The following is a 24,643-nucleotide window of genomic DNA, read 5'->3' on the forward strand; positions in this document are numbered from 1 at the left end:
CACTATTAAGGAGGCAACCCAATGCTGGTTGTAGTAATACCGATGACGTTGCTCTTCGTCATCGCACTGGTGAAGAAGATCCCGGTGATCGGTGGCGACATTCGTGCTGCCTTGCTGGTCGCGGCCCTGGCCGCAGGACTCATTGGCGGTTTGGACCCGGCCCAATGGGCCCTTGCCATCATCGATGGTGTGGATCGGCTCGCGTGGGTTATCGCCCTGTCGATTGTCGGAAGCGTTTATGCCGAGTCCCAAGTCAGGCTGGGTACCATGGAAACCACCCTGCTCGGTCTGAAGGCCTTGTTCGGAAAGTCGCCGCGGGCCTTGATCACTGCGGTATTCATCACCTTGATCCTGGCCGGGTCGCTGCTGGGCGATGCCATCGCTGCAGCCACTGTCATTGGCTTCTTCGTGATTCATTCACTAAGCCAGCTCAATATCAAGCCGGTGCAAATCGGCATGATCATCCTGTTCGGTGCCTCCATCGGTTCGATCATGCCGCCCATTTCGCAGGGTGTTTTCCTGGCTTCATCTCTGGTGGGCACCGACCCTACGCCGGTGACCAGAATCGCCTACATCACCGTAGGCATTGGTGCCGCCTTGGCAATCCTGGAGTCCTATCGCTTTGTGCGGAACAAGCGAGGGCGCCTGGCCGGCCCGGCGGCAGCCGTCAAGATTCCGGCAGGCAGCGTGAGCGCTTCAGGCAATGAGCAGTTCAGCGCGGATGCAAGCCAGAAGTCCCGCCAGCTAGATGAAGTGGACACCGGGTTCAGGGCGTTTGCGCAGCTGGCCAAGCGACGCTGGATGACCATGATCCCGTTGATGATCCTCATTGTCATTGTCTTGCTGAATACCGGATTCTCCTACAATGTCTTCACCGAACTGCCAGTGCTGGGTAACGTCACAGCGTGGATGCTGGCTGTCCCCATCATCAAGGGGCTGGCCTTCCCCGTAGTCCTGGCCATCGTGGTGGCGATCATCGTCAGCTTCACGTTCAGAAGCGTCCGCAAGGAGGCCATCGGCACGTTCAAAACAGGGCTCGGCAACGTCAGCGGAACAGTTCAAATCCAGCTGTGCGCTGCCGTGCTGGTGGGAGTTTTCTACGCCACGGGGGCCATCGACGTGGTGGCCCAAGCAGCCGAATCCCTCTCCGGAACTTCGCTGAAGCTCGGGGGCGCCGCAGGCATCGTGGGTGTCGGCATGCTGACCGGCTCGCAGACTACCTCGCAAACCGTTCTGGTGACCTTCTTGGGGCCCATTCTGACAGGCATGGGTGTGGACCCGGTCAATGTGGCCTTGGGCGCGTCGCACATTGCTGCCGCTGGACAGAATATGCCACCGGTCGGGCTTACTGCCTTTGTGGTGTGCGGGCTTGTTGGTTCTGCGCTGAACATTAGGGTGGACCCCATCAAGGTGATGATTCTGGCCTTGCCGAACTCGTTCTATTTCCTGATTGTTGGTGTATTAATGTGGTTCATCTAGGTACCCTAGGGGTGCTCATGCTGGATACCTCATTCCGTCGGATCCGCGGCGACATCGGCAATCCGGCATCGTTCAGCTACCCGGTAATCCATGCCACCGTCCCGCATGCGTCAGTGAACCGGGTCGTGGAAGAACCTGATGAAGAACTGATCACGTTGTTTATTGACAGCGGTCGGGAATTGGAGCGTCAAGGTGCCACGGCCATTACGACCAGCTGCGGTTTTCTCGCCAAGTTCCAATTGGAAATCCAATCCGGGCTGGACGTTCCCTTCAGATCGTCGAGCCTGCTGCAAATCCCCGCAGCACAGGCGAGGCATGGAAATGTTGGCGTCATCACCGCCAAGGAGTCCAGCCTTGGCCTGGACCACTTCCTAGGTGCTAGATGCACAGGGAAACCTGCAGCAGTTGCCGGCATGGATTCCTCCCCGGCGTTCACCAGCAGCATCATCGAGCAGACCGCAGCATTGGACGAAGCGGCCATACGATCCGAAGTCATCGCCGTGGCCCGGGAACTGGTCCGGGACAATCCAGAGCTCGACGCCATAGTTTTGGAATGCACCAACCTGCCGCCGTACGCACAGGACGTGCGCAATGTGACCCGGCTGCCGGTCTACGATGCTCTTACCATGTGCAACGAGCTGATGGCGGCGCCGGGCGCAATTTAATCAGGATTGCCTCAGGCAGGACGGGGCAGTTTCTCGACACAGCCGGATCGAGGCAATGGCCCGGCACAATGGTTCACGTGCCTTCAGCTGTACTTCCCGATGGAAGTGCAAGTTCCCCAGTCTTGAAGCCGGGACTCGTGGTTCCGCATCGCCCGCAGGCATCAAGCCAATGACGCCTGTTCGAAGGTTCCCAGCTCGAAATACTCGCCTGGACCGGTCATGACCCAGCCCTGCTCGCGCCAGGCCGGACGGTCCAGCACGTTACGGCCGTCGATGAGCATCTTGGATGCAACAACCTCGCCCAGCTCACTTGGATCCAGGTCGCGGAATTCCTGCCACTCCGTGAGGACCAACGTCAGGTCGGCATTGCGAGCTGCTTCCCTGTGCGAATCCACGTAGTTCAACCGCGGGAAGCGTCCAGCGGCGTTAGCGTTGCCTTCCGGGTCATAGACCGAGACCTCCGCGCCGGCGTTGTAGAGCCGCACGGCAATATCCAGTGCTGGCGAATCGCGCACGTCATCGCTGTTGGGCTTGAACGTGACACCGAGGACGCAAATATGCTTGCCAGCCAGCACATTGCCGAGCATATTTTCCGCCAGCGAGACAACGCGGTCTCGCCGGCGCAGGTTGATCTGGTCAACTTCGGAGAGGAAGTTCATGGTCTGGGTCAGCCCGAGCTCGCTCACGCGCGCTTGGAGGGCCCGGATGTCCTTCGGCAGGCATCCGCCTCCAAAGCCCACTCCTGCGTTCAGGAACTGGCGGCCAATGCGCTTATCGTGGCCAATGGCGTCGGCCAGGGTCTTGATGTCGCCACCCACGGTTTCGGTCACCTCGGCAAAGGCATTGATGAAGGAAATCTTGGTCGCCAGGAACGCATTGGCGGCCACCTTGACCAGCTCCGCGGTTTCAAGGTCGGTGACGATTTCAGGGATCTCCTGGGCCAGCACCGGTGCGTACACTTCGCGCAATAGCTCCAGTCCGAGTCCGTCTTCGAGACCATAGACCAGACGGTCTGGACGGAGCGTATCGTTTACCGCGAAGCCCTCGCGGAGGAACTCAGGATTCCAGGCTAGAGAAATAGTGCTTCCCGGCTTGGCTTCCTGGGCAATTTTTTCGCTCAATCGGCGGGCGGTGCCTACCGGCACGGTGGACTTGCCGACAACTAGCGCATCGCCGGTGATGTGTTCAAGAAGTGAGTCGACTGCTCCATCCACGTACGACATGTCCGCGGACTGCGAATCCGCACGCTGCGGGGTCCCGACAGTGATGAAGTGAATATCTGCATTGGCGGCTACGTCTTCGTAGTCGTCCGTGAAGCGGAGGCGTCCTGAGGAAACATGCTTGCGCAGCAGTTCTGGGAGACCCGGCTCATGGAATGGCAGGATGCCAGCGGCCAGCGCTTCCAGCTTGGTCTTGTCTACATCGACACCAATGACGTCATACCCAAGTTCAGCCATGCAGGCTGCATGGGTTGCACCGAGGTAGCCGGTGCCGATCACGCTGATGCGTAGAGTCACGAAAGTCCTTCTCTCCGAGAACACGAACCGATGTCTGTTTCTACTAGTTAGCATGCCACACCCCCGTAGGGTGTTCGTGTGCAGAACACTGTACGGGGGTGTGAGTTTTCTCGATATTTACGTATTGGTCGCTGAACGCCGGCTGAATTACAGGGAGAGGTGTTCCTTGACAGATCCGGCCAGGGCCTCGGCCTCAGCTTGCGCTTGGCCAAGCGTTGCCGCCTCAACCATCACGCGAACTACAGGCTCGGTGCCCGAAGGGCGCAACAGCACACGGCCGGTAGAACCCAGGCGGGCTTCTGCGGCGGCAACATCGCGCTGCAGCGGCTCGCACTCAGGCGCTGCGGCCTTGTCGACGCCACGCACGTTAATCAGAACCTGCGGCAGGACGGTAAGCACCGAAGCCAGTTCCTTCAGGGACTTGCCGGTAGCCTTTACACGCGCTGCGATCATCAGGCCGGTCAATACGCCGTCGCCGGTGGTTGCGTGCTTGGAGAAGATCACGTGGCCCGACTGCTCGCCGCCAAGCGAGTAGTTTCCTTCGTGCATTCCTTCAAGGACGTAGCGATCCCCCACCCCAGTCTGCTTCAGGGTAATTCCTGCAGCTTCCATGGCCAGCTTTAATCCGAGGTTGCTCATCACGGTGGCAACGAGGGTGTCATCCTTCAGCTCGCCGCGGTCCTTCATGTCCAGTGCCATGATGGCCATGATCTGGTCACCGTCAACGACGGAGCCCTCATGGTCTACTGCCAGGCAGCGGTCTGCGTCGCCGTCGTGCGCGATACCCAGGTCTGCCTTGTGCTCCAGTACGGCAGCCTGCAGCTTCTCCAGGTGGGTGGAACCGTAGCCATCATTGATATTGATGCCATCCGGATCGGCGCCAATGACGACGACCTCAGCCCCGGCAGCCTTGAAGACTTCCGGGGAACACCCCGAAGCGGCGCCGTGAGCGCAGTCCAAGACGACCTTCAAACCGTCGATGCGGTTTGGCAGCGCCTGAAGCAGGTGCATGACGTAGCGATCCTCGGCGTCGGCAAAACGTGCGACGCGGCCGACTTCACCACCGGTGGGACGAGGCTTCGGCATCTTCAGGCACGCTTCGATCGCGTCTTCCAGCGAGTCATCAAGCTTCTTGCCACCGCGAGCCAAGAACTTGATGCCGTTATCCGGAGCGGCGTTGTGCGAAGCAGAGATCATGACGCCAAAATCAGCGTTCAGGTCTCCTACCAAGAAGGCTGCTGCTGGTGTGGGCAGCGTGCCGGCATCCATGACGTCCACACCCGAGGCGGCCAGGCCGGCCTCGATTGCCGCGGACAGGAAGTCGCCGCTGATGCGCGGATCTTTTGCCACCACTGCAACGGGCTTGTGCCCGTCTTCTGGTTGGCTCAAGCCCAGCACCACTGAGGCTGCCTGCGCCAGTTCCAGCGCTAACTCGGGAGTTAACAGTTCGTTTGCTTTTCCTCGGACCCCATCGGTCCCAAATAATCTTGCCATCGTTTCCAATCATATGCCCTCTACTTCGATTTATCCTCGTTGAAGCGATGCGACAGGTACGGAATGAGAAAAGATTAATACGGGCCTCAAGGATGGCGTGCTTAAAGGCCGAAGGCCCCAACTTCCCTTGCGGGGAATTGGGGCCTTCGGGAAAGACCTTGAAGTAAGGTTTAGCGCTTCGAGAACTGCGAAGCCTTGCGTGCCTTCTTCAGACCAGCCTTCTTACGCTCGATGACGCGTGCGTCGCGAGTCAGGTAACCGGCCTTCTTCAGGGTGGCGCGGTTAGCGTCGCGGTCGATCTCGTTCAGTGCACGGGCGATGCCCAGGCGCAGTGCGCCAGCCTGACCGGAGATGCCGCCGCCGTTGATGCGTGCGATAACGTCGTATGCGCCTTCCAGACCCAGAACCTTGAAAGGCTCGTTAACATCCTGCTGGTGCAGCTTGTTTGGGAAGAAGTTGTCCAGCTCGCGACCGTTTACGGTCCACTTGCCGGAGCCTGGTACCAGACGAACGCGAGCGATAGCCTGCTTGCGACGGCCAACTGCTGCGCCTGGAACGGTCAATGGAGCACGTTCGGTTTCAGCAACTGCAGCCGAAGCAGAGGTCTCGGTGGTGTAGGTCGAAGGGGTCTCGCCTTCGAATTCAGTGGTTTCTTCAGCGTTCTGAGCCACGATAATCTCCTATTAAGTATTTCTTCTCGGGGCCAGGACTACTGAGCGACCTGGGTGATTTCCAGTGCCTTTGGCGACTGAGCAGCGTGTGGGTGCTCTGCGCCGCGGTATACCTTCAGCTTCGAGAGCTGAGCAGCAGACAGCTTGTTCTTAGGCAGCATGCCCTTGATAGCCTTTTCAACAGCCAGAACTGGGTTCTTTTCCAGCAGATCTGCATAGTTGATGCTCTTCAGGCCACCTGGGAAACCGGAGTGGCGGTAAGCGCGCTTGTTCTCAAGCTTCTTACCGGTCAGTGCAACCTTTTCTGCATTGATGATGATGACATGGTCGCCCATGTCCATGTGTGCAGCAAAGGTTGGCTTGTGCTTGCCGCGCAGCAGGGTTGCGGCCTGGACGGCGAGACGGCCGAGTACTACATCGGTGGCGTCAATGACATACCACTGACGAGTCTGGTCAGCCGGCTTTGGGGTGTACGTACGCACAGTAATTGCCTTACGTTGATTCGTTTCTGGTCAAACAGTCGCTTGGCTGAAGGCGGTGAGATCCCCCAGTGACAGGCACTGTCGTGTTGTTCTTGTGTTTAGACCAGTACGTCAGGTGAGGACTGATGATAACCGGCCGTCCATATAGTGTTCGCACACCCAGCAGACCAGCGACTATGCAACTAAGCCGTCACGCTTGGGCGTGTAGTGTCGAACGTGGACATACACAACTCATAAAAGTTTAGCGGATTAAAGTGTTTCCGGCCAAAAAAGCATCAGCGTCGTGAGCAACAACACCCTTAAGATCCCGGGGATTATCCGCCCTTCAGCCTTCCGTGGATGACTTTTCGACTTCATCGTCACTGCGCAGGGCACGGGTCTGCAGCGCACGGGCAGCTAGCTCAGCAGCCTCAGGATAGTAGACCTCTTCAAGTACCAGGGCTCGCGGATGCGAGAGCTTGGTCTTGGAGTCGCGGACCATCTGCTCCAAGCGGGTGGCCAAGAATCCGGGCTGCTCGCGCCCGTCGCCCACCATCATGGCTGCGCCAATGAGGGCACGGACCATATTGTGGCAGAAGGCATCGGCCTTGAGGTGCGCGAGAATCAAGCCATCCTCGCCCCGCGTGAAGCTGAATTCCTGCAATGTACGAATAGTTGTCGCATTCGGACGGGGCTTGCAGTAGGTCAGGAAGTCATGTCGGCCAAGCACCGTCTGCGCTTCTCGATTCATGGCTTCGACGTCAAGTTCTTCACGGTGCCATGTTGTCAGGTGCCGGGTCAGCGGATCCCAGCGGTGCTGCCCATCGGCAATGCGGTACGAGTAGCGACGAGCCAATGCCGAGAAGCGGGCGTCGAATCCTTCGGGCGCGCGCTGGGCTTCGTGGACCCATACGGCGCCATCCTGGCGGCCGAGAATACCGTTAATACGGCGTACCAGTGCTGGGCCTGGTTCCAGTGAGGCCTTGCGCGGCAGGCCTTCATATTCAGCTGGGGTGAGGTCGAAGTGGACTACCTGCCGGCGAGCGTGCACTCCTGCGTCGGTGCGTCCTGCGACAACAACACGCACCCGGCGCCGCACCAGCAGTTCCAATGCTTCTTCGACCAACTGCTGAACACCGATGACATTGGGCTGCCGGGCCCAGCCGCTGTAGGCTGCACCGTCATAGCCGAGCACCATCTGCATCCGGATCCATGCGGGGTCTTCTGTACTCCCCAGCGCCGAGGTGCCCATGGGATCGATGCTGACAGGTTCAATGCTCATAGTCTTAATTATGCGTGTCGGCCTGTACCCGGAGCCAATTGGGCCTGAGTCGCATTGGCGCGGATTTGGTCAACGGCGTTTGCGCATCGCTTCGCCGGTAGCGTCCATTGACGCTCACCCGATACAGTCCGCCAGACAGGTTTGGTCAATAGAATCGCAAGTCGTCTGGCTAACGGCATGGTGTAATTCTTGAGAACCAGATAACTCCTAGTTGTAGAGTAAATGCTGTTTACCAATCGCGGCTACGACCGCTGGTGCCCGCTGATCACTACACGAGGGACAACATGCCAAAAAACTTGGCGCGACAATAGCAGTATTCGCTCTCGAACTCTCAACGCTGTCCGGCTCTTCAGCTGGACAACTATCCGCCGAGGAAACGTGTACTTGGCTTCTCGACAAAGGGAGGGAGCTGAACCTCGCCGAGAAAACCGAGGGGGCTTAGCAAGATGTGCTCTCGGGAAACGATGAGAGCTTCAAGACCGCGATGGAAGAAGTTTCGGCATACCTGCAAGAGGCCACAGATAGAACCGAAGATGAGAAATTGGTGGAAGCACTACAAAGCTCGATTGACCAGAACAGCCAAATGATTCAAATCATGTCAGACGAAGATCTGACTTTGACGGAGAAAACCTCAAAGGTGCAAAATGCCGGATCGGCAGCGGAATGCGAAAAAAATGGCCTACGTGAATAGGGCGTGTCCGGACCTGGAAGAACCGGGCTAACAGGAGTACTTGGCGTCAGAAAATATCACATCCCAGGTTTCTATTGGCTCCACTCGCACTTGTTTCAGGTCGTGTGGAGCCACTTCTTTGCCTTTCATCTGAGGCCGGCGGCGTAGCCGAGTACTATCAGCATTCAGTTCAATGCAGGGCCTTCTTCACTGCCCCCTTGCTAACTAGTTCAGTGCTCATGCGCCCAACTTACCGCAAACCTGTACACACGGTACGAACTTCCCAACCTTGTATCCGGTGCACTACCTCGCAGACTTTTCCACAGGCAAAAAACGCGATCTTAGATCGCTTGTACTCTGAATGCATTCCACGGACAGCCAGCCGCATCATCACAGCATCGGCTCTATACAAAGGAATCTACATGTTGAGGAAAGTCGTTCATGCAATCGTCCTGTCGGTGGGCTGCATCGTTGGTTTGGCTGCCTGCAATGCGGCGAATGTAGCCCCCAATGAGTCAAACCTGCCATCCGACGAGCCAAAACTATCAATCAGCGAAACCTGCGACTTACTCGATGAAGAGGCGGTCCAGCACAACATCAAACAAGAACGAGCGCTGGCGGATATGGCGCTCATGGCGAAGAACTCAGAACCCATGATCGGGTTCTTGGAGACAACAATTGTCATTTTTCAGCAAATTGCTGACCAAACAGGCGACAGCAACATGCGGGCTGCACTGCTGACTCAAGTCAATGATTATCAGATGCTCAGGGACGCCTATGCCTCTTATTCCGTCGATGATCCAGCTCTTGTTGAAGAGTTGCAGAAAGTCAGAGGTCAGCTGGATGTTGATGCCATGCCTTACATCCAAAGCCAGTGCCCCGGCTCAATTGTGGATCCCGATGGTGATGGCCAATGACAAGAGACAAGAGACAACTGCGTGTATACGCGTACGCAGAGTGGAGAAACTACAAGATCCTTGAGGCCAGTTGGACGTGGATGACCGCATCCGCTTGTGTAGGCTTAAATCTATGCTGACAAGGCCCCAGGGGCCTGCCGTCACTCGATCATCTCTACGCAAGGAATCACATGCTCAAGAAGGTTGCTGCCAGCGCTGCAGCGCTGACGCTGGCCGCCACGGTTATCACCGGTTGCTCCTCGGGAAAGCTGAACACAGAAGATACCTGTTCATTCATCAGCGTCCAGGTAATCGAGAAGGACTTGCAGCAAAAGGCTGACGATGTCAGCGAGCAACTCATGGCTGGAGAGACCAAGGACTATGCCAAGATCATTGACGAGTTCAATGCGATTCTCGGGGATGCTGCTTCCCAGACCAAAGACAAGAAGCTCGTTGAGGCCTTGACTGCTGCGTCAGAACAGAATCAGGAAGTCTTCAAGCTCATGGCCCAGGGAACCAGCCAAAATGCCGCCGAGATCTCCATGAAACTCTCCGCTCTGGAGACTGATGAAGACTCCGAAGCCACGGCCTATCTGGATGAGGCGTGCCCGGGCATGGATAGCTTCAGCTAAACCCCGGCCTTTCCACTCCCGTGATACAGGCCGCTGATAGCAAAAAAGATTCCCGTTGGATCCTTTCGGATTCAACGGGAATCTTTTTATCACCGCTTAGGGTGCAAGCCTCGGCTCAAAGGGGACTTATGCCTCTTCGGTTGCCTCTGACTCAGGTGCTTCGGCAGCCTTCTCGGTAGCCTTGGTGGCTTCCTTGACGACAGCCTGCTTTGGCGAAACCGGCTCCATCACGAGCTCGATAACTGCCATAGGAGCGTTGTCGCCCTTGCGGTTACCGATCTTGGTGATGCGGGTGTAGCCACCCTCGCGGTTTGCCATTGCTGGTGCGATGTTCTCGAACAGTTCGTGAACGATCGACTTGTTGGTGCGCGAACGCGAAGCGATGACGGCCTGAACGCGACGACGCGATGCCAGGTCTCCGCGCTTTGCGAAGGTGATCAGGCGCTCTGCGTGTGGACGCAGACGCTTGGCGCGGGTCAGGGTGGTGGTGATCTTCTTGTTCTCGAAGAGCTGTGCCGACATGTTAGCGAAAATCAGTCGCTCATGTGCTGCACTGCCGCCGAGACGCGGACCCTTGGTAGGGGTAGGCATTGTGGTTCTCCTAGATGAATAACCCGTCCGGCACGATTCTCTCGTGTCGGCGGATGAAGTAGTGTGTCGCTAGACGCGGGTCTTTACAGACCTTCGTCGTATTCGTCGCCATCTTCGATGGCGCTACGAGCGGCCAGATCAAAGCCTGGAGGGGAATCCTTCAGGGCCAGACCCAGTTCAACCAGCTTGGCCTTGACTTCGTCAATGGACTTCGCTCCGAAGTTGCGGATGTCCATCAAGTCTGCCTCGGAGCGGGTAACGAGTTCACCCACGGAGTGGATGCCCTCACGCTTCAAGCAGTTGTACGAACGAACGGTCAGTTCCAGATCCTCGATCGGCAGAGCCATGTCGGCAGCCATGGCTGCGTCCGTTGGCGATGGACCGATTTCGATACCTTCAGCTGCGGTGTTCAGCTCGCGGAACAAGCCGAACAGTTCAACCAAGGTGGTACCTGCGGATGCAACTGCATCGCGCGGGGTGATCGAATCCTTGGTCTCCACGTCAACGATCAAGCGATCGAAGTCAGTGCGCTGCTCAACACGGGTAGCTTCCACGCGGAAGGTTACCTTCAGAACTGGGGAGTAGATCGAATCCACAGGGATGCGACCGATCTCGCCGTCGATGTTCTTGTTCTGAGCGGCAGACACATAGCCACGGCCACGCTCAATAGTCAATTCCATATCGAACTTGCCATTGGCGTTCAGGGTTGCAATGTGCAGATCAGGGTTGTGGAACTCCACACCGGCTGGCGGGGTGATGTCCGCTGCAGTAACGATGCCTGGGCCCTGCTTGCGCAGGTAGGCAACGACTGGCTCGTCGTGCTCGGAAGAGACCGACAGGTTCTTGATGTTCAAGACCAGTTCGGTGACATCTTCCTTGACACCGGCTACGGTGGTGAACTCGTGCAGTACTCCGTCAATTCGAATGCTGGTGACAGATGCACCAGGAATCGAAGAGAGCAGGGTACGGCGAAGCGAGTTACCCAGGGTGTAACCAAAGCCTGGCTCCAGTGGTTCGATTACGAACCGGGAGCGGTTTTCGGCAACTACTTCTTCGGTCAGGGTTGGGCGCTGCGTAATGAGCACTTACATTTCCTTTCGGCGAGCGTCCGCTATATGACGCCTCACGGGGGTGGAAACGACGGTAGCCTTAGGTGGCCGTTCGTCTTTTGCAGGCGAATGAGTCCAAGATAGCCACCGGAGCACTCTGATGAATGCTTCGGTGACTTCTTAGGCCTAGCCTAGCGAATCAATTAGACGCGGCGACGCTTTGATGGGCGGCAACCGTTGTGAGCGCTTGGGGAAACATCCTGGATGGATCCAACCTCAAGGCCAGCAGCCTGCAGCGAACGGATCGCGGTTTCGCGTCCCGAGCCCGGGCCCTTGACGAAAACGTCAACCTTGCGCATGCCGTGCTCCTGAGCGCGCTTTGCAGCGGCTTCAGCAGCCATCTGGGCAGCGTATGGGGTCGACTTGCGCGAGCCCTTCATGCCTACCTCGCCGGCCGAAGCCCACGAGATTACAGCGCCAGTCGGATCGGTGATCGATACGATGGTGTTGTTGAAGGTGCTCTTGATATGCGCCTGTCCCTGCGCAATATTCTTTTTGTCCTTGCGACGCGGCTTACGTACCGCTCCACGAGTCTTTGGGGGCATTTCTTCTCCTACGAAAAAAGTATTTGAGTTAGATCGCTAAGATTTAGCGAGTCTTCTTCTTACCTGCGACGGTACGCTTCGGGCCCTTGCGGGTACGTGCGTTGGTCTTGGTGCGCTGACCGCGGACCGGCAGGCCCTTACGGTGACGAATACCTTCGTAGGATCCGATCTCGACCTTGCGGCGGATGTCAGCCTGAACCTCACGGCGCAGGTCACCTTCTACCTTGTAAGTGCCTTCGACGAAGTCGCGCAGCTGCACGAGCTGGTCATCGGTGAGATCCTTGACGCGAGTGTCCGGGTTGATACCGGTCGCTGCGATGGTCTCTTCTGCACGGGTCTTGCCCACGCCGTAGATGTAAGTCAGCGCGATGATTACGCGCTTCTCGCGTGGAATATCCACGCCTGCTAAACGAGCCAAGTGGCTACCTTTCAACGAACGGAGGTCTGGAGCAGTACCATCCGTGATCTCTCACGGCCCCGGCCTCCGAATCCGGGGGTACACCAGGACATTAGTCCTAGCTGATACTGCCTAATTGACTACGCGTGGGAATCCCGTAAAACGGAATTAGCCCTGACGCTGCTTGTGGCGTGGGTTCTCGCAGATCACCATGACGCGACCATTGCGGCGGATTACCTTGCACTTGTCGCAGATCGGCTTCACGCTAGGGTTAACCTTCAACGGTTTACTCCTCTATGCGGTTGCAGTTAAATGTGGAGCAGTAAAAAGCTTGTCCAAGAACAATCATCAGCGAACCGGTTCATCTTGCGATGCCCCGTCTCGCTGGGAAAGTCTTCAGTCTGCAGATTTACTTGTAGCGGTAAACGATACGACCTCGATTGAGATCGTATGGGCTCATTTCAACCTGCACTCGGTCCTCTGGGAGGATTCGAATGTAGTGCTGACGCATCTTACCCGAGATAGTGGCGAGCACTACGTGTCCATTTGGCAGCTCCACGCGGAACATCGCGTTCGGCAGTGCCTCCGAGACGGTGCCCTCTACCTGGATGACGCCTTCCTTCTTGCCCATTTTCCCCGCTAACTTTTTCTGTTGGCAATTTTCACCAACAAGTAATTGGTTCCGGCTCATAATCGGCGATGTCCAAACTTTGAATTTTGGGCACACTTAAATCACGAACCAACATTCAACAATACGCCATAGAAGCGCTCAGTGCCAATCGTTCACTGATCTTAAAATGTTAGATCCAGCACGCAACGAGTTGTCAGCGTGCTGGATCTATGGTTTTTGAGCGGATCGGCTATGGCTTGATCGGTGAAGGGACCACGCCGAAGGGAGCCAGCCCTGCTTCTCCCCCATCATGGGCCGAGAGCACCCAGATGCCGCCCATGTGGAAGGCCACGGTGTGCTCCCATTGCGATGCGTTGGACTTGTCGTTGGTGACCACGGTCCAGTCGTCTTCCAGCACCGAGGTCTCGATGCCGCCGCGCACCAGCATCGGCTCGATGGCCAGGGCCATGCCGGGCTTGATGCGCGGGCCGCGGTGTCCGGAGTTGTAGTTCAATACATCCGGCGCCATGTGCATGGCCGAGCCGATGCCGTGGCCGCAGTAGTCTTCCAGGATGCCCAGTTCGTCGCCTGGCTGGCTGGTGACGTAGTCGTCGATGGCCTGGCCGATCTGCCCGATGAAGCGGGCGTCGGCCGCCGCGGCGATACCTGCCCACATCGCCTGTTCGGTAATGTCGCTCAGGCGCTGGTCGGCCGGGTCGATGTTCTTGCCGATCAGCACGGTGCGCGCAGAGTCAGAGTGCCAGCCGTCAACGATGGCGCCGCCATCGATCTTCAGCACATCGCCGTCCTTGAGCTCGTAGTCAGAGGGGAAGCCGTGCACCACTTCGTGGTTGACCGAGGCGCAGATGTTGGCTGGGAAACCGTGGTAGCCCAGGAAGTTGCTGGTCGCGTTGTTGCGTTCGAGCACCTTGCCGAACACCTTGTTGATCGCTTCGGTGGTCACCCCGGGGCGAGCCATCGCAACGGCTTCATCCAATGCCTCAGCCAGCACGAGACCGGCTTGGCGCATCTTCAGGATTTCAGAGTTGGATTTGTACTCGATTTTCGGCTGTCCAAAAGCCAATGTGTTTCCCCTAGCTCAGTGGTGGATCCGTGTCAGCTCGGATCCGTGCAAAAGTGCGCAGGGACCGCGCTGCAACTTTCATTGTTGCTGCACGATCCCTGCGAGATGTCCTGACCGTCGCCTAGGCGTTGACGTTCAACGCCGCCAGCACACGCTCGGTCACTTCGTCGATCGCGCCCAGGCCATCGACCTTGCGCACGATGCCGCGTTCCTCATAGCGCTCGACAACGACGCGGGTCTCTTCGTTGTACAGGCTCAGTCGGTGGCGGATGACCTCTTCGGTGTCATCTGCCCGGCCTTCGATCTCAGCGCGCTTGAGCAGGCGGGCCACCAGTTCATCGTCATCGGCGGTCAGCTGCAGCACAGCGTCCAGTGCGATGCCCTTGCTGGCCAGCATGGCGTCCAGCGCGTCAACCTGTGCGCTGGTGCGTGGGTAGCCGTCGAGCAGGAAGCCCTGGGCGACGTCGTCCTGGTTCAGGCGATCCTCGACCATGTTGTTGGTTACCGAATCAGGTACAAAGTCACCGTTGTCAATGTACTTGCTTGCTTCGATTCCCAGCGGGGTGCCGCCCTTGACGTTGGCACGGAAGATGTCGCCGGTGGAGATGGCGACGATTTCCAAACGCTCGGAGATCTTTACGGCCTGAGTGCCCTTGCCGGCACCTGGAGGTCCAATAATTAGCAGTCGACTCATCGCAGTAGCCCTTCATAGTTTCGTTGCTGCATTTGAGCATTGATTTGCTTGACGGTTTCCAATCCCACACCAACCATAATGAGGATCGATGTTCCGCCAAATGGGAAGCTCTGATCAGCGTTGAACAGCACGAAGGCAATCAGTGGGATCAACGCAACGAACGCGAGGTAGAGCGCGCCCGGGAAGGTAATACGTGAAATCACGTACTGAAGGTATTCGGCGGTCGGACGTCCAGCGCGAATGCCTGGAATGAATCCGCCGTACTTCTTCATGTTGTCAGCCACCTCAACCGGGTTGAAGGTGATGGCGACGTAGAAGTACGCGAAGCCAATGATCATCAGCGTGTACACCAGCATGTACCACGGCGAGGAGGTCGAGGAGTGCTCCTGCAGCCACATGGCCCACTGCGGCAGGGTGCCGTCGTCGTTCTGGTTGAACTGCACCAGCATCTGCGGCAGCGCCAAGATGGAGCTGGCGAAGATCACGGGGATCACGTTGGCCATGTTCAGCTTCAGCGGGATGTAGGTGGAGGTGCCGCCAACGGTGCGTCGGCCCACGGTGCGCTTGGCGTACTGGACCGGGATGCGGCGCTGGGACTGCTCCACGAAGACCACCAGTGCCACGATGACCAGGCCCACCAGCAGAACGCCAATGAAGGTCATGATGCCCTGGGACTGCATGATCGTGCCCATTGCGGATGGGAAGCCCGAGGCAATGGAGATGAAGATCAGGATGGACATGCCATTGCCGATACCGCGTTCGGTGATCAACTCGCCCATCCACATGATCAGGCCGGTGCCTGCGGTAAGGGTGATGACCATCAGCAGGATCACGATCAAGGAATCATCTGGAACCAGCGGCAGCGAGCAGCTCGGGAAGAGGCTGCCGGTGCGGGCCAGGGTCACCAGGGTGGTTCCTTGCAGCAAGGCCAGGGCGATGGTGAGGTAACGCGTGTACTGCGTCAGCTTGGCTTGGCCGGCTTGGCCTTCCTTGTGCAGGGTCTCGAAATGCGGAATCACCACGCGAAGCAACTGGGTGATGATGGACGCCGTAATGTACGGCATGATGCCCATGGCAAAAATGGAGACCTGCAACAGGGCGCCGCCACTGAAAAGGTTCACGAACGAATAAAGTCCACCGGTGGTTTCACCCATTGCCAGACACTGCTGAACGTTGCTGTAATCAATGCCCGGAGCGGGAATGAATACACCGACACGATAGATCGCAATGATCCCAAGCGTGAACAGCAACTTGTTGCGCAGATCAGGCGTCCGAAAAACTCGGGCTATGGCGCTGAACAAGCGTCCTCCTGAAGTATGTGCTTGAGCCTAGGAAGAGATACTTCCTATGACCTAACGATTCTAGCCGTGAACAGTACTATCCTGCCAAATACGCCACACGAATTAGACGCAAATGTTTATGGACAGAATTGTTTATGGACTGATCAACCAAGCATTGGATATGTTCTTGGAAAGTTTCTCGCCGATAGCAGAATGGTCCCGGTTCACGTCGATTACTCAACGCGAACCGGGACCATTCAAAGGCTAACCCTGAATTAGAGGGTGTTTGCCGAGCCGCCAGCAGCAGCGATCTTCTCGGCTGCGGAAGTCGAGAAGGCGTCAACCTTCACGTCAACCTTTACCGTGATGTCGCCGGTGCCCAGTACCTTGACAGGCTGGTTCTTGCGAACAGCGCCCTTGGCAACCAGTGCCTCTACGGTGACTTCGCCACCTTCTGGGAACAATTCCGAGATCTTGTCCAGGTTTACAACCTGGAACTCGACGCGGAATGGGTTCTTGAAGCCGCGCAGCTTTGGCAGACGCATGTGCAGCGGAAGCTGACCACCTGCGAAGCCTGCCTTCACCTGGTAACGAGCCTTGGTACCCTTGGTACCGCGACCTGCGGTCTTACCCTTAGAACCTTCACCACGACCAACGCGGGTCTTGGCAGTCTTTGCACCCTCAGCTGGGCGCAGGTGGTGAATCTTCAGTGCTTTTTCTTCAGCCATCTCTACTTCGCCTCCTCAACCTTCAACAGGTGTGGGACCTTGTTGACCATACCAACAGTCACAGGGTCAGCGGAGCGGACAACGGTCTGTCCGATGCGCTTCAGGCCCAACGAGCGAACAACGTCGCGCTGGGACTGGTTACCACCGATGATGGACTTGATCTGGGTGATTTCCAGCTTGGCGTCGCTTGGAACAATGTTCTTAGCCATTGATTAAGCACCTGCCTTCTGGCTCTGGATGTGACGCAGCATTGCTGCTGGCGCAACCTCGTCCAGCGGAAGACCGCGGCGAGCTGCAACAGCTGCTGGCTCTTCAAGAGCCTTCAGTGCAGCAATGGTGCCCTGAACGATGTTGATCTGGTTGCTAGAACCCATCGACTTCGACAGGATGTCGTGGATGCCTGCGCATTCCAATACGGCGCGCACTGGACCACCGGCGATAACACCGGTACCAGGAGCAGCTGGACGAAGCATGACGACGCCAGCGGCGGCCTCACCCTTGACCAGGTGTGGAATGGTGGTGCCAACGCGTGGAACGCGGAAGAAGGACTTCTTAGCCTCTTCAACGCCCTTGGCGATAGCTGCAGGAACTTCCTTGGCCTTACCGTAGCCAACGCCTACCAGACCGTTGCCGTCACCAACAACGACAAGTGCGGTGAAGCTGAAGCGACGACCACCCTTGACGACCTTGGATACGCGGTTGATAGCTACAACGCGCTCAAGGAACTTGTCCTTGTCTTCGTTGCGGTTATCCTTCTGGTCGCGGCCACGGCCGCGGCCTTCGCCACGTCCACGACCTTCACCACGACCGCGGCCTTCGCCGCGACGGGATCCAGCGTTCTCGGTAGCGGGAGCCGATGCAGTCTCGACTGCTTCAGTAGCTTCAGACACCTGAGTTTCCTTCTTGTTGGTTGCTTCGCTCACAGTGCCAGCCCACCTTCACGTGCGCCATCAGCAACAGCAGCCACGCGACCGTGGTACTTGTTGCCACCGCGGTCGAAGACTACTGCTTCGATGCCAGCAGCCTTGGCGCGCTCTGCAACGAGCTGGCCAATCTGCTTAGCCTTGGCGGTCTTGTCTGCTTCGCTTGCACGAAGCTCGGCTTCCATGGTCGAAGCGCTGGCCAGGGTGATACCCTGCGAGTCGTCTACGATCTGTACGAAGATGTGACGAGCCGAGCGGTTGACAACCAGGCGTGGACGAACGGTGGTACCAACGATGTGCTTGCGCAAACGCTGGTGACGACGACCGCGCTGAGCGGACTTGCTCTTGCCCTTGATTCCGATAGCCATGATTACTTACCAGCCTTTCCGACCTTGCGGCGGATGATCTCGCCAGCGTAACGGATACCCTTGCCCTTGTAAGGCTCGGTCTTACGCAGCTTGCGGATGTTGGCGGCAACTTCACCGACGTGCTGCTTATCAATACCAGCAACGGTGATCTTGTTGTTGCCCTCGACCGAGTAGGTGATGCCGTCAACGGCAGCAACCTTCACTGGGTGCGAGTAACCCAGAGCAAGCTCCAGGTCAGCGCCCTTGGCCTGTACGCGGTAACCGGTACCGTGGATTTCGAGCTTCTTCTCGTAGCCCTCGGTCACACCGATGATCATGTTGTTGATCAGGGTGCGGGTCAAACCGTGCAGCGAACGAGCCTCGCGGGAATCGTTCGGGCGAACAACGGTAACAGTGTTCTCGTCCTTGGAAACGGTGATCGGAGCCGAAACGGTGATCGAAAGTTCACCCTTTGGTCCCTTAACGGCGACCAGCTGGCCGTCGATGTTCATCTCAACGTTGGCAGGAACGGTGATCGGAAGACGTCCAATACGTGACATTGTATGTTTCTCCCTTTCCGTTACCAGACGTAGGCGAGGACTTCCCCACCCACGCCCTTCTTTGCAGCCTGACGGTCAGTAAGCAGACCGGAGGAGGTGGACAGGATCGCGATGCCAAGACCACCGAGCACGTGAGGCAGGTTGGTGGACTTTGCGTAAACGCGAAGACCTGGCTTGGAGATACGACGCACGCCAGCGATCGAACGCTCGCGCGATGGGCCGTACTTCAAAGTGATAGTCAGAGTCTTGCCGACTTCTGCTGCAACTTCCTCGAACGAGGCGATGTAGCCCTGTTCCTTCAGGATGTTGGCAATGCGTACCTTGAGCTTGCTCGACGGCATCGACACAGTGTCGTGGTATGCCGAGTTAGCGTTACGCAGACGAGTCAGCATATCTGCGACTGGATCTGTCATAGACATGTGGGCTTCAGCCCTTCCTCGTTACGGTTTCCTTAGCGGACCTGTAACGTAGTGAGATTAGTTGTTGGTCTTGAATGGGAAGCCCAGAGCCTTCAGCAAGGCACGGCCTTCTTCATCAGTCTTGGCGGTGGTCACCACAGTGATGTCCATACCGCGCACGCGATCGATCTTGTCCTGATCGATTTCATGGAACATCGACTGTTCGGTCAGACCGAAGGTGTAGTTGCCATTGCCATCGAACTGGCGGTCGCTCAGACCGCGGAAGTCGCGGATACGAGGCAGTGCCAGGGTGATCAGGCGATCAACGAATTCCCACATGCGGTCGTTACGCAGGGTGGTGTGCGTACCGATTGGCATGCCTTCGCGCAGCTTGAACTGAGCGATGGACTTGCGGGCACGGGTGATCACTGGCTTCTGACCGGTAATAGCGGTCAGGTCGCGAACGGCGCCTTCAATGAGCTTCGAGTCCTTGGCAGCTTCGCCGACACCCATGTTCACTACGACCTTGGTCAGGGATGGTACCTGCATTGGGTTTGCGTAGTTGAACTGCTCCTGCATTGCGGAGCGGATCTCGTCGTTGTACTTAGCCTTCAGACGTGGCTGGATCTTGGTGGCTGCTTCAGTCATTACAGATCCTTTCCGGAAGCCTTGGCGAAACGAACGCGTACAGTCTTGGACACGCCGTTCTTTTCTACGGTTTCCTCGCGGAAGCCGACGCGGGTTGGCTTCTTGGTTTCTGGGTCAACCACAGCAACGTTCGATACGTGCAGTGGAGCTTCGACAACCTCGATGCCGCCAGTGGTCGAACCGGATTCGGTCTGACCAGCCTTGGTGTGCTTGGTGACGCGGTTTACGCCTTCAACCAGCACGCGGGAGGACTCGGTGATGACCTTCAGGACCTTGCCCTGCTTGCCACGTTCCTTGCCTGAGATGACCTGAACCAGGTCGCCCTTCTTGATCTTTGCGCCCATGGTTACAGCACCTCCGGAGCCAGGGAAACGATCTTCATGAACTTCTTGTCACGAAGCTCACGACCCACTGGGCCGAAAATACGGGTACCGCGTGGTTCACCTTCGTTCTTCAAGATCACTGCTGCGTTCTCGTCGAACTTGATGTAGGAACCGTCTGCGCGACGGATTTCCTTCTTAGTGCGAACGACGACTGCCTTGACGACATCGCCCTTCTTCACGTTGCCGCCAGGAATTGCATCCTTGACGGTAGCGACAATGGTGTCGCCAATGCTTGCGTAGCGACGCTTCGAGCCACCCAGAACACGAATGGTAAGGATTTCCTTAGCACCGGTGTTATCGGCAACCTTAAGTCGCGACTCCTGCTGAATCACTTCTTACTCCTGTCGTCTCGCTGGTTCTCTTACGAGCCTTGCGGAACGGATATGGTCTCCACGATATGTATCGCTTACCCCCACCGACGCGGGCGCACCGAATGCTGATCCCAAATGTTGGCAGGGCCGAGGCGTAAAATATCGAGGCTGCGCTTATGCGTCTAAACTGATTTAGACCGCACTGCATCGTGCCGAAGGTGGATAGTCCTCGAACACAATGCGCACAGGTTCTCTAGTCTAGCGCAGATTGGCGCTAAACCGAAATGGTGTGGTATGCGGAAATAAGGCGTTATTCGTCACATGCGCCAACGCGCTTTTCCTCGGCTTGGCGGGCTCCGGCACCACGGATCGCAAGGATTCACGTAGCGCTAAATTGCACGGGCTAGATTGGGGCCACGAGGTCACCGCGGACTCGATGTTCCAGGCAATGTTCTTCCGCGAATACCGCGAGTAGTCGGCATGTTTTTGACTTGCAGTTGCTGCCCACGAAGACACTGTGCCGGCAATCGGCAATCAATACCGTGCTACGTCATTCCAGCAAGTCAGGTGCCTTCTCTAGCCAACACTTCGCTGGATTTCAGGGAAAGACAAGTGCTCATCCACCCCCGATGCCTCAGCGCCTTGATCGCTGCACATCAATTTCACGACTATCGGCGTTCACGCTGGAACGAGCATTGGCCCTCTGCCCTGCGAGCGTTCTCGCGCTCTCCGCCCTCACCGGTGGCCCCTCGTCCTCCGAAGGAACCTCGCCGCTGCAACGACGCAGGCGCCGTTCGGGCAATCGGAAACGCCCACCGCTCCTGTTGCCACCACGAGCGTCATCGTCACGAGGGAATTCACCGACCCGGGACATCAAGACGACTAAGTCACGGCCGGCATCCAGGCTCTGAAAGTCGAAGGGAAAACCATGACACTGCGGTACGTGCTCATTCCTGATTTTGCCGCCTGCCAGTGACCCCGCAGCCATCTCGATCGGCGACATGTTCGAGAATTCCCCGCCACGCACGACCCTCGATGATCGGGCAAACCTCAAGGAATATAGCGTCATTTCCGATGTGGGACTGACTTGGGCGGCCGATTCCATCCGAACTTCAACCGCAAATCATGAATCCATTATTTGGTGCGGACTTTATGCCGCTCCCGAAGATGGCAATAATCGCTTAGATATCCGAGTAATCGATTCGATGGCGGAGGTCACTGACGTACCGGAGACTCGATGAAAGCAGGAACGGTTCGACTCAAAGGAAGCGGGGTATGGCTGGCCTCCCTCGGATGCCACTAGCCGGCTGCACAGGCAGCCGCAACTAATGCGCAGGAATGGCCCGAACCGTCTAGTGCTCTTATTGCCAAGTTCGTGCTCGTTTGGGACCCTTCCACAAGCGTCATCGCCTGGGTCTCGCCGGCTCCGTGAAAGCCGTTGAACGGGTTCAGGAGAAGGACGGGGAAACTACCATTACCCGGGCAACCGACATCCTTTCCCTCCAGATCGTTCGAAGCTTCCATCCATAGGTTCTGCGAAGGTGGAATCATGGGTTTCCAAGATACCCAACGGCGCCGAGGTCCAGTTAGGTGGCCATGCTGACTCGGTTCATGGCGCGAAGGATAACAAGACCCTCTTCACCGGAAGAGCAAAGTCTGTCGCCGCAGCGCTCGCAAACGACGTCCCGTCCTGAATGCAAAACGTCAGTGGGTTGCCGATACCCAACCAGCGGTTCGCGAGGACCCGCAAGACCTGACGAGCTGCGCTGCTAATCGTCGAGCGGAGATCATTTACGCCGGCAGGCATTTATTTGCGTTTCCATATTTCGGGCGGATATTCACCGCTCGGTGCTCCATGTCTGCGGGGCAATGCCTCTGCGCGGGGTCTGCTAATGTGGCACACCGAGCTTCACGATGAGTGCGAGATGATCGGACCCATCGATCTTGGCTGCCTCTTGCTTGAGCGGAACGAAGCCGCGGGATAAAACATGGTCAATCCCAATCATCGGCGGCAGTGTTCCCCCAGTTGGCCATGTCGATATGGGCAACAACGATCGTTCATGTCCCAGGCTGGAGACAAGTTCTCGAAACTGTGGATGGGCTCGGGTGGAGTTGAAGTCCCCTGCCAGGATCATTGGTTCTGCTTCCTGCGCGGCAACCCACTGCTGCAGAGCCAGCAGCCCACCCTGCCACCGGCGCGCATCTTGCAGCGGAGGATAAATGTGAACCCCAACGACCGTGATTGGCCCTCGTGGAGACGCAATGTCAACGATGGGAAATCCGTACCAATTGGTCGCGTCCGGGCCAAGCGAACCTGATCGTTCTGTCGCTGGATAGCGCGAAAAAATCACCGTATCGGCTTCTCCCCCGGCAGGCACCGGGGCGCTTCGGTATGGCAAGGTGTCCAATGCTCCTTGGGTAGCCAATTTCCGATGAAGAGGTTCACTTGTCTCTACGAGCACCAAGACATCGGGGTCGGCCTTTTTAATGCTCTGCGATAATTGCCAAGCATCAGCGCCAGCCTTGAGCGCATTGAAGGAGAAAACTGATATCTCCGGGGTTGCATCCGATGGCAACGGTTCGCCGGTTGCCATAGCAATGTTCGGGAACGCACCGATGGCCAGCAAGACCACGACCACTGCCGAAACCAGCCACCGGCGTTTGACTGAGGCCAGCACTACGGCCACGGCAGCACCGAGCAGCATCCATGGTTGGAATGCCTGGAGCCGAGGAACCCAGCCGGCAGCTGTCCACGTTAGGTAGGGCAGGATTCCAATGCCCAGGCAAGGGAGCATGGGAATCGCCCACAGCCACTGTGAACGTGGTTGCGGGCGATTCAATGTCATGGCTTGAGCTTAGTTCAGCGCCTGGCAGATGCAGCTCAATTCGAGTCGGCTTCCGACTGTTGCGCAGCCCAAGCTGCCACCCGTTGCGCGCTCTCTTCTTCGCTCAGATCTTCAACTCTGCTCATGATGGACCACCTCACGCCGTGAGGATCAATTATGGAAGCGAACCTGTCGCCGGAAACAAAATTGGTCGCCGGTTCCCTCACCGTAGCGCCTGCGTCTGTAGCCCTTGCCAGCACTGCATCCACGTCCTCGCAATACAACCCGAGCGAATAGCAAGCATTCGGTGCAGCTGGTGGCGGCACCAACCCGTATGCGGGGCTGGGCTCGCCAATTTGCAGGTGTCCTTGGCCAAAATCAATCTCGGCATGGACAACGACCCCGCCCATGTTGGTGACATCAATGATCCGTGCTCCAAACACGTCTTTGTAGAACTCCACTGCCTTCGCCGCATCTGGTACAGCGAGGAATGGAGTGAGTGAAGTTACTCCGTGTGGAACACCAGCGGTGGTGTGCGTTCCGGTGACACCACGCACCATTTCGTTGTGACTTTGCATGCCACAAGACTACGACGTTATGGAATGCTGGAGCTTGTAAATTTGCGACAAATTTGAGGTGCTGCTGCATGGCCGATATTCACGATGGTCGTGGGGTTCTATATCCGGCCCGGCTGCCGGAATTCCAGCGCATCATGCCTCCCGAACATTTGCAGCAAAACGTCAGCTGGTATTGGATCTCGCGTTGGGATATTGCTGCTGGCCGGTTTTCCCGCCAGCAGATCCTGCCTTTTCCGCAAATGAATCTTGTGGTGCAACCTGAGGGTGTGTCCGTCGCAGGTCCAAGCCGCGGTGCATCTCATAGGGATCTGCGCGGCACCAGCTGGGCCGTAGCCGCACTGTTCCGCCCCGCTGCAGCTCCCTATTTGGCTTCCTTGCTCAAGAGCACGCCGCAGCTGCTGCTGGACCAAGAAGCAACTATTGATGCAGGTGCACTTCATCAAGCGCTGCTGCACGAACATCAGCTGAGTGACGACGCAAACTCGAATGCAGGCTGTGCTCGTCAATTGTCCTTATGGCTGGAGCAGCGTCTGCCGCCAATCACCGAGTCCGGCGAACTGGCCAATAATTTCTTGGATTATGTGTCGACGAACGGCACGGCTTTGCGTATTGACCAAGTAGCAAAAGATTTGAATCTCACCACGCGTAGCCTGCAGCGCTTGTCCCAGAAATACTTGGGGCTTTCACCGTTGGCAGTCATCCGGCGCTATCGCTTGCAAGAAGCTGCCCTGCATTTGCGCGAGCATCCGCAAACTTCGCTTGCTTCGCTGGCCGTGGACCTCGGCTATACCGACCAGGCCCACCTGTCGACAGACTTCCGAAAAGTGCTCGGGTACTCCCCTAGTGACTATCGAAGCAGCTAGCA

The 24,643-nt window shown here is 57.3% G+C and carries 31 protein-coding genes and 1 pseudogene; 7 read left to right on the plus strand and 25 right to left on the minus strand.

Annotated features, from left to right (window positions below):
* The first annotated feature begins 21 nt into the window (after positions 1 to 21).
* Together OF385_RS10965 and OF385_RS10970 are read left to right on the plus strand one after the other, a co-directional pair.
* Positions 22 to 1,479 carry a hypothetical protein gene (locus tag OF385_RS10965; RefSeq protein ID WP_264275417.1) on the plus strand — a complete coding sequence of 486 codons (1,458 nt, stop codon included), beginning with the start codon at positions 22 to 24 and terminating at the stop codon, positions 1,477 to 1,479.
* Between the two features lie 17 nt (positions 1,480 to 1,496).
* Positions 1,497 to 2,144 carry an aspartate/glutamate racemase family protein gene (locus OF385_RS10970; RefSeq protein WP_264275418.1) on the plus strand — a complete coding sequence of 216 codons (648 nt, stop codon included), beginning with the start codon at positions 1,497 to 1,499 and terminating at the stop codon, positions 2,142 to 2,144.
* A gap of 161 nt (positions 2,145 to 2,305) precedes the next feature.
* Here OF385_RS10970 and OF385_RS10975 read toward each other — a convergent pair whose 3' ends face one another.
* The 5 genes from OF385_RS10975 to truA all read right to left on the minus strand — a co-directional run bounded on the left by OF385_RS10975 (position 2,306) and on the right by truA (position 7,569).
* The gene (locus OF385_RS10975; protein WP_264275419.1) at positions 2,306 to 3,661 is read right to left on the minus strand and encodes a UDP-glucose dehydrogenase family protein; all 1,356 of its coding nucleotides are present in this window, start codon (positions 3,659 to 3,661) and stop codon (positions 2,306 to 2,308) included.
* A gap of 147 nt (positions 3,662 to 3,808) precedes the next feature.
* Positions 3,809 to 5,155 carry a phosphoglucosamine mutase gene (glmM, locus tag OF385_RS10980; protein ID WP_264275420.1) on the minus strand — a complete coding sequence of 449 codons (1,347 nt, stop codon included), beginning with the start codon at positions 5,153 to 5,155 and terminating at the stop codon, positions 3,809 to 3,811.
* Positions 5,156 to 5,325: 170 nt separating this feature from the next.
* On the minus strand, positions 5,326 to 5,826 hold the full coding sequence (gene rpsI, locus OF385_RS10985; RefSeq protein ID WP_022874107.1) for a 30S ribosomal protein S9: 501 nt from the start codon (positions 5,824 to 5,826) through the stop codon (positions 5,326 to 5,328).
* Positions 5,827 to 5,864: 38 nt separating this feature from the next.
* Positions 5,865 to 6,308, minus strand: a complete 444-nt coding sequence (rplM, locus tag OF385_RS10990) for a 50S ribosomal protein L13 (protein WP_022874108.1) — start codon at positions 6,306 to 6,308, stop codon at positions 5,865 to 5,867.
* Positions 6,309 to 6,633: 325 nt separating this feature from the next.
* On the minus strand, positions 6,634 to 7,569 hold the full coding sequence (truA, locus tag OF385_RS10995; RefSeq protein WP_264275421.1) for a tRNA pseudouridine(38-40) synthase TruA: 936 nt from the start codon (positions 7,567 to 7,569) through the stop codon (positions 6,634 to 6,636).
* 484 nt (positions 7,570 to 8,053) lie between these two features.
* Between truA and OF385_RS11000 the strand changes: the two genes are divergently transcribed.
* The 3 genes from OF385_RS11000 (at position 8,054) to OF385_RS11010 (ending at position 9,767) form a co-directional block, all read left to right on the plus strand.
* A complete protein-coding gene (locus tag OF385_RS11000) occupies positions 8,054 to 8,260 on the plus strand; it encodes a hypothetical protein (protein ID WP_264275422.1) in 207 nt (68 codons plus the stop codon).
* Positions 8,261 to 8,661: 401 nt separating this feature from the next.
* Complete coding sequence (locus OF385_RS11005; protein WP_264275423.1) at positions 8,662 to 9,156, plus strand: hypothetical protein; 495 nt, start codon at positions 8,662 to 8,664, stop codon at positions 9,154 to 9,156.
* A 170-nt stretch (positions 9,157 to 9,326) separates the two neighbouring features.
* Positions 9,327 to 9,767: a hypothetical protein gene (locus tag OF385_RS11010; protein ID WP_264275424.1), complete on the plus strand. Its 441-nt coding sequence runs from the start codon at positions 9,327 to 9,329 to the stop codon at positions 9,765 to 9,767.
* Between the two features lie 129 nt (positions 9,768 to 9,896).
* Here OF385_RS11010 and rplQ read toward each other — a convergent pair.
* The 18 genes and pseudogenes from rplQ to rplN form a co-directional block, all read right to left on the minus strand.
* Positions 9,897 to 10,358 (minus strand): annotated as a pseudogene (gene rplQ / locus OF385_RS11015) (50S ribosomal protein L17); the annotation flags it as partial.
* A gap of 83 nt (positions 10,359 to 10,441) precedes the next feature.
* Positions 10,442 to 11,443: a DNA-directed RNA polymerase subunit alpha gene (locus OF385_RS11020; protein ID WP_264275425.1), complete on the minus strand. Its 1,002-nt coding sequence runs from the start codon at positions 11,441 to 11,443 to the stop codon at positions 10,442 to 10,444.
* 167 nt (positions 11,444 to 11,610) lie between these two features.
* Entirely contained in the window at positions 11,611 to 12,012 is a 402-nt protein-coding gene (rpsK, locus tag OF385_RS11025) for a 30S ribosomal protein S11 (RefSeq protein ID WP_022874114.1), read from the minus strand.
* A 43-nt stretch (positions 12,013 to 12,055) separates the two neighbouring features.
* On the minus strand, positions 12,056 to 12,430 hold the full coding sequence (rpsM, locus tag OF385_RS11030) for a 30S ribosomal protein S13 (RefSeq protein ID WP_022874115.1): 375 nt from the start codon (positions 12,428 to 12,430) through the stop codon (positions 12,056 to 12,058).
* Positions 12,431 to 12,577: 147 nt separating this feature from the next.
* Positions 12,578 to 12,691, minus strand: coding sequence for a 50S ribosomal protein L36 (rpmJ, locus tag OF385_RS11035; protein WP_071894985.1), 114 nt, complete (start codon positions 12,689 to 12,691; stop codon positions 12,578 to 12,580).
* 127 nt (positions 12,692 to 12,818) lie between these two features.
* Positions 12,819 to 13,040: a translation initiation factor IF-1 gene (infA, locus tag OF385_RS11040; RefSeq protein WP_013349662.1), complete on the minus strand. Its 222-nt coding sequence runs from the start codon at positions 13,038 to 13,040 to the stop codon at positions 12,819 to 12,821.
* 229 nt (positions 13,041 to 13,269) lie between these two features.
* A complete protein-coding gene (map, locus tag OF385_RS11045) occupies positions 13,270 to 14,103 on the minus strand; it encodes a type I methionyl aminopeptidase (RefSeq protein ID WP_264275426.1) in 834 nt (277 codons plus the stop codon).
* A 121-nt stretch (positions 14,104 to 14,224) separates the two neighbouring features.
* Entirely contained in the window at positions 14,225 to 14,797 is a 573-nt protein-coding gene (locus OF385_RS11050) for an adenylate kinase (RefSeq protein ID WP_264275427.1), read from the minus strand.
* On the minus strand, positions 14,794 to 16,098 hold the full coding sequence (secY, locus tag OF385_RS11055; protein WP_022874118.1) for a preprotein translocase subunit SecY: 1,305 nt from the start codon (positions 16,096 to 16,098) through the stop codon (positions 14,794 to 14,796). Before secY ends, OF385_RS11050 begins: the two co-directional genes overlap by 4 nt.
* Positions 16,099 to 16,352: 254 nt before the next feature.
* Positions 16,353 to 16,805 carry a 50S ribosomal protein L15 gene (gene rplO / locus OF385_RS11060; protein ID WP_022874119.1) on the minus strand — a complete coding sequence of 151 codons (453 nt, stop codon included), beginning with the start codon at positions 16,803 to 16,805 and terminating at the stop codon, positions 16,353 to 16,355.
* Between the two features lie 2 nt (positions 16,806 to 16,807).
* Positions 16,808 to 17,014 (minus strand): 50S ribosomal protein L30, encoded by a 207-nt coding sequence (gene rpmD / locus OF385_RS11065; protein ID WP_022874120.1) that lies wholly within the window; start codon positions 17,012 to 17,014, stop codon positions 16,808 to 16,810.
* A gap of 3 nt (positions 17,015 to 17,017) precedes the next feature.
* A complete protein-coding gene (rpsE, locus tag OF385_RS11070; protein ID WP_171918424.1) occupies positions 17,018 to 17,695 on the minus strand; it encodes a 30S ribosomal protein S5 in 678 nt (225 codons plus the stop codon).
* Positions 17,696 to 17,724: 29 nt separating this feature from the next.
* Positions 17,725 to 18,096 (minus strand): 50S ribosomal protein L18, encoded by a 372-nt coding sequence (rplR, locus tag OF385_RS11075; protein ID WP_022874122.1) that lies wholly within the window; start codon positions 18,094 to 18,096, stop codon positions 17,725 to 17,727.
* A gap of 2 nt (positions 18,097 to 18,098) precedes the next feature.
* Positions 18,099 to 18,635, minus strand: coding sequence for a 50S ribosomal protein L6 (gene rplF / locus OF385_RS11080; protein WP_264275428.1), 537 nt, complete (start codon positions 18,633 to 18,635; stop codon positions 18,099 to 18,101).
* Between the two features lie 20 nt (positions 18,636 to 18,655).
* Positions 18,656 to 19,054 (minus strand): 30S ribosomal protein S8, encoded by a 399-nt coding sequence (gene rpsH, locus OF385_RS11085; protein ID WP_013349671.1) that lies wholly within the window; start codon positions 19,052 to 19,054, stop codon positions 18,656 to 18,658.
* Between the two features lie 57 nt (positions 19,055 to 19,111).
* The gene (rplE, locus tag OF385_RS11090; RefSeq protein WP_264275429.1) at positions 19,112 to 19,681 is read right to left on the minus strand and encodes a 50S ribosomal protein L5; all 570 of its coding nucleotides are present in this window, start codon (positions 19,679 to 19,681) and stop codon (positions 19,112 to 19,114) included.
* On the minus strand, positions 19,681 to 20,025 hold the full coding sequence (gene rplX / locus OF385_RS11095; RefSeq protein ID WP_060702212.1) for a 50S ribosomal protein L24: 345 nt from the start codon (positions 20,023 to 20,025) through the stop codon (positions 19,681 to 19,683). Before rplX ends, rplE begins: the two co-directional genes overlap by 1 nt.
* Positions 20,026 to 20,027: 2 nt before the next feature.
* Complete coding sequence (gene rplN / locus OF385_RS11100; RefSeq protein WP_058254887.1) at positions 20,028 to 20,396, minus strand: 50S ribosomal protein L14; 369 nt, start codon at positions 20,394 to 20,396, stop codon at positions 20,028 to 20,030.
* 268 nt (positions 20,397 to 20,664) lie between these two features.
* Here rplN and OF385_RS11105 point away from each other — a divergent pair, with 268 nt between their 5' ends.
* Positions 20,665 to 20,850, plus strand: a complete 186-nt coding sequence (locus OF385_RS11105; RefSeq protein WP_264275430.1) for a hypothetical protein — start codon at positions 20,665 to 20,667, stop codon at positions 20,848 to 20,850.
* Between the two features lie 1,414 nt (positions 20,851 to 22,264).
* On the opposite strand, the gene OF385_RS11110 is transcribed toward OF385_RS11105, so the two are convergent.
* Together OF385_RS11110 and OF385_RS11115 are read right to left on the minus strand one after the other, a co-directional pair.
* Entirely contained in the window at positions 22,265 to 23,221 is a 957-nt protein-coding gene (locus OF385_RS11110) for an endonuclease/exonuclease/phosphatase family protein (RefSeq protein ID WP_264275431.1), read from the minus strand.
* A gap of 35 nt (positions 23,222 to 23,256) precedes the next feature.
* Positions 23,257 to 23,778: a VOC family protein gene (locus OF385_RS11115; RefSeq protein WP_264275432.1), complete on the minus strand. Its 522-nt coding sequence runs from the start codon at positions 23,776 to 23,778 to the stop codon at positions 23,257 to 23,259.
* 68 nt (positions 23,779 to 23,846) lie between these two features.
* On the opposite strand from OF385_RS11115, the gene OF385_RS11120 reads away from it, so the two are divergent.
* A complete protein-coding gene (locus OF385_RS11120) occupies positions 23,847 to 24,641 on the plus strand; it encodes a helix-turn-helix domain-containing protein (protein ID WP_264275433.1) in 795 nt (264 codons plus the stop codon).
* The last annotated feature ends 2 nt before the right edge of the window (positions 24,642 to 24,643 follow it).

The sequence above is a fragment of the Glutamicibacter sp. JL.03c genome (assembly GCF_025854375.1).
In the GTDB taxonomy this organism is placed as follows: Bacteria; Actinomycetota; Actinomycetes; order Actinomycetales; family Micrococcaceae; genus Glutamicibacter.

Coding starts and splice junctions, on each gene's coding strand:
- OF385_RS10965 (WP_264275417.1), top strand. CDS start 22: ATGCTGGTTGTAGTAATACCGATGACGTTGCTCTTCGTCATCGCACTG.
- OF385_RS10970 (WP_264275418.1), top strand. CDS start 1,497: ATGCTGGATACCTCATTCCGTCGGATCCGCGGCGACATCGGCAATCCG.
- glmM (WP_264275420.1), bottom strand. CDS start 5,155: ATGGCAAGATTATTTGGGACCGATGGGGTCCGAGGAAAAGCAAACGAA.
- truA (WP_264275421.1), bottom strand. CDS start 7,569: ATGAGCATTGAACCTGTCAGCATCGATCCCATGGGCACCTCGGCGCTG.
- OF385_RS11000 (WP_264275422.1), top strand. CDS start 8,054: ATGGAAGAAGTTTCGGCATACCTGCAAGAGGCCACAGATAGAACCGAA.
- OF385_RS11005 (WP_264275423.1), top strand. CDS start 8,662: ATGTTGAGGAAAGTCGTTCATGCAATCGTCCTGTCGGTGGGCTGCATC.
- OF385_RS11010 (WP_264275424.1), top strand. CDS start 9,327: ATGCTCAAGAAGGTTGCTGCCAGCGCTGCAGCGCTGACGCTGGCCGCC.
- rpsK (WP_022874114.1), bottom strand. CDS start 12,012: ATGCCCCCAAAGACTCGTGGAGCGGTACGTAAGCCGCGTCGCAAGGAC.
- infA (WP_013349662.1), bottom strand. CDS start 13,040: ATGGGCAAGAAGGAAGGCGTCATCCAGGTAGAGGGCACCGTCTCGGAG.
- OF385_RS11050 (WP_264275427.1), bottom strand. CDS start 14,797: ATGAGTCGACTGCTAATTATTGGACCTCCAGGTGCCGGCAAGGGCACT.
- rplO (WP_022874119.1), bottom strand. CDS start 16,805: ATGGCTGAAGAAAAAGCACTGAAGATTCACCACCTGCGCCCAGCTGAG.
- rpmD (WP_022874120.1), bottom strand. CDS start 17,014: ATGGCTAAGAACATTGTTCCAAGCGACGCCAAGCTGGAAATCACCCAG.
- rplR (WP_022874122.1), bottom strand. CDS start 18,096: ATGGCTATCGGAATCAAGGGCAAGAGCAAGTCCGCTCAGCGCGGTCGT.
- rplF (WP_264275428.1), bottom strand. CDS start 18,635: ATGTCACGTATTGGACGTCTTCCGATCACCGTTCCTGCCAACGTTGAG.
- rpsH (WP_013349671.1), bottom strand. CDS start 19,054: ATGTCTATGACAGATCCAGTCGCAGATATGCTGACTCGTCTGCGTAAC.
- rplE (WP_264275429.1), bottom strand. CDS start 19,681: ATGACTGAAGCAGCCACCAAGATCCAGCCACGTCTGAAGGCTAAGTAC.
- rplX (WP_060702212.1), bottom strand. CDS start 20,025: ATGGGCGCAAAGATCAAGAAGGGCGACCTGGTTCAGGTCATCTCAGGC.
- OF385_RS11110 (WP_264275431.1), bottom strand. CDS start 23,221: ATGACATTGAATCGCCCGCAACCACGTTCACAGTGGCTGTGGGCGATT.
- OF385_RS11115 (WP_264275432.1), bottom strand. CDS start 23,778: ATGCAAAGTCACAACGAAATGGTGCGTGGTGTCACCGGAACGCACACC.
- OF385_RS11120 (WP_264275433.1), top strand. CDS start 23,847: ATGGCCGATATTCACGATGGTCGTGGGGTTCTATATCCGGCCCGGCTG.